General features: G+C 72.1%; 4 protein-coding genes. 2 read left to right on the top strand and 2 right to left on the bottom strand.

Going from position 1 to position 2,447, the window contains the following annotated elements:
• Together CCN56_RS29145 and CCN56_RS29140 are read right to left on the bottom strand one after the other, a co-directional pair.
• Positions 1–310, bottom strand: a 310-nt coding sequence (locus tag CCN56_RS29145; RefSeq protein ID WP_218779462.1) for a hypothetical protein, incomplete at its 3' end; no start/stop codon positions are given.
• Between the two features lie 4 nt (positions 311–314).
• Positions 315–512 (bottom strand): hypothetical protein, encoded by a 198-nt coding sequence (locus CCN56_RS29140; protein ID WP_086830956.1) that lies wholly within the window; start codon positions 510–512, stop codon positions 315–317.
• Positions 513–723: 211 nt separating this feature from the next.
• Between CCN56_RS29140 and CCN56_RS29135 the strand changes: the two genes are divergently transcribed.
• Positions 724–1,869 (top strand): LuxR family transcriptional regulator, encoded by a 1,146-nt coding sequence (locus CCN56_RS29135; protein ID WP_256962222.1) that lies wholly within the window; start codon positions 724–726, stop codon positions 1,867–1,869.
• Positions 1,870–1,995: 126 nt separating this feature from the next.
• On the top strand, positions 1,996–2,447 hold a 452-nt coding region (gene lepB / locus CCN56_RS29130), incomplete at its 3' end, for a signal peptidase I (protein ID WP_107484239.1).

Below are 2,447 nucleotides of genomic sequence, written 5' to 3'. Positions count from 1 at the left end.
CGGAGACGGGCCCGGCGGCGAGGGCGTCGGCGATCCGCCCGGCGGAGGCCGTGGCGGCGGCGTCCGTGGCGGGCAGGCGGGCGGCGTCGAGGAGGACGGAGAAACGGGGGCCGTAGCGCTCGGGGAGCGGGACCGGCAGCAGCGCGCCGCGCGGGGCGGAGCGGTCGGCGGGGTCGTGGACGCTGCCCAGCTCGATGACGTCGATGCCGAGCCGCGCGCAGACCGCGAGGTAGTCGGCGGCCAGCGCGAGGGGTACGGATCCGCCGGTGAGCCGTCCGCCGGTGCGCAGGGTGCAGTCGAGCAGGGTCATCGGGTCACCCCCAGCCGGTGTCGTCGGTGCCCGCGCCGGCGGCCGGGGCGCCCCAGCCGGTGTCGTAGGCGCCGGTGAGGACGGCCGCGCCCCAGCCGGTGTCGTCGGTGCCGGCGGTGATCCGCTCGGCGGTGACGGTGCCGAGGCCGGCGAGGCCGACGACCAGGGTGGTGAGGAGGGTGGTGCGGATCCGCCGCTTCATGTCGTGTGCTCTCTTTCCGCTTCCGCAAGGAGTGGGTGATTCATGGATTTCTGCAGTTGCTTACGAGCTTCGCGGGCTGTGCGAGCTTGGTGCGCTTTGACCTTGTGGGCGGTGGTACGAACGTATCGACGACGGCATGACTATGGGGCGGAGTGCATGGCTCATTAGGCTGCATGGCAGCAAGAGGACGCTGTCACAAACGGGGGTAAGGGTGGCGATACCAGACATCGAGCGGGCTCATGGCGACGCCGAGACGCCGGAAACCACGGCCTTGGCCGCGATCGCCGCAGCGGCCCCACCGATCTCCGCGCCCCTTCCAGCGGCCCTTCCCGCGCCCCTCTCGGAGACCACCGAGAACTCCCCCGACGACCCCCTGACCCGCGTCTACACCTGTCTCCTGGCCCGGGACCCGGCCCACCCGCCGGCGCACCCCGCCGACCTCGCGGCGGAACTGGACCTGCCGCCCGCCCGGGTGGAGTCGGCCGTCTCGGCCCTCCTCGACATGGGCCTGCTGCGCCGGACCCCGGAGCGGGCCGTGCTCCCGGTGGCACCGGACGAGGCCGTCCAGCGCACCCTGGGACCGCTGGAACGCGAGATGCGGGCCCGCCGCCAGCACATGGAGCGCACCCGCGAACAGCTGATGGCCTTCATGCCGCTGTACGAGTCCCACCTGCTCCGGCTCACGCACCTGCGGCAGGCGGAGTACGTGGAGCTGCTCACCGACCTGCGCGCGGTGCGGGAGGCCATCACGGAGCTGGGCCGGACCTGTGAGCGCGAGGTCATGACGGCGCAGCCGGGCGGCGGCCGGCGCGCCGAGGTCCTGGAGGAGGCGGTGGCCCGGGACGAGGAACTCCTGCGCCGCGGCGTCCGGATGCGCGTCCTGTACCAGCACACGGCCCGTTTCTCCTCGGGAACCTGCGCCTATGTGGAGCGGGTCGGCCGGCTGGGCGCCCAGGTCCGCACCCTGGACGACGAGTTCATGCGCATGCTCGTCTTCGACCGGGCGACGGCGGTCATCCCGGTGCCGGACGACCCGCACGCGGCGGTCCTGATCCGTGAACCGCACGTGGTCGCGTTCATGGTGGGGGCGTACGAACGGCTGTGGCTGGAGGCCCTGCCGTTCGAGACGGAGTGGGACCGGCAGACCATCATGGACATCTCCGACGAGCTGAAGCAGACCATCGTCCGCCTGCTCACGGAGGGCCTCACCGACGCGGCGATCGCCCGCCGCCTCGGCCTGTCGGTCCGCAGCTGCCGCCGCCACGTCGCCGATGTGATGGCCGCCCTGGGCGCGGAGAGCCGTTTCCAGGCCGGCTACCTCCTTGCTCAGCAGGATCGCGACCAGCCGGCCTCCTGACGGCGGGCCGCCGGGTCACCCGTACGGAGTGAAGAGCGGTCGACGGCCACCTCCCGTACACCCCCGGGGCATAGGGTCCGTGCAGACGACACAGGTCAACGGAGACACGACGAAGTCAGGGTGGACATGAGCGACTTGGCGACCGAGGAGCTATCCGACGCGGAGGGGAACCCTCCGGACGAGGGCGCCCCGGCATCGGGCCGTACCCAGAAACGACGCCGCCCCCTCTGGGTCGAGCTGCCGTTCCTCGCGGGGATCGCCCTCGTACTGGCCTTCCTGATCAAGACGTTCCTGCTCCAGGCGTTCCTGATCCCGTCGGGCTCGATGCAGAACACCCTCCAGGTGGACGACCGGGTGCTGGTCGACAAGCTCACCCCGTGGTTCGGCTCGGAACCCGACAGGGGCGAGGTCGTGGTCTTCCGCGACCCGGGCGACTGGCTGGCGGGACGGCCGGCGAAGCAGCCCACGACCGCGCAGAAGGCCCTGGGCTTCGTCGGCCTGATGCCCGCGGCCGGGGAGGCGATGAAGAAGTTCTTCCGCGACCTGGACGCCAAGCCCGTGCCCACGGGGGAGAGCCG

It is taken from the genome of Streptomyces sp. NRRL B-24572 (genome assembly GCF_002156145.1).
Classification (GTDB): Bacteria; Actinomycetota; Actinomycetes; order Streptomycetales; family Streptomycetaceae; genus Streptomyces; species Streptomyces vietnamensis.
This window is presented reverse-complemented; position numbering and strand designations above follow the sequence as displayed.

Excerpts from the sequence above, each read along its gene's own strand:
- CCN56_RS29140 (WP_086830956.1), bottom strand. The coding sequence starts at position 512 with ATGAAGCGGCGGATCCGCACCACCCTCCTCACCACCCTGGTCGTCGGC.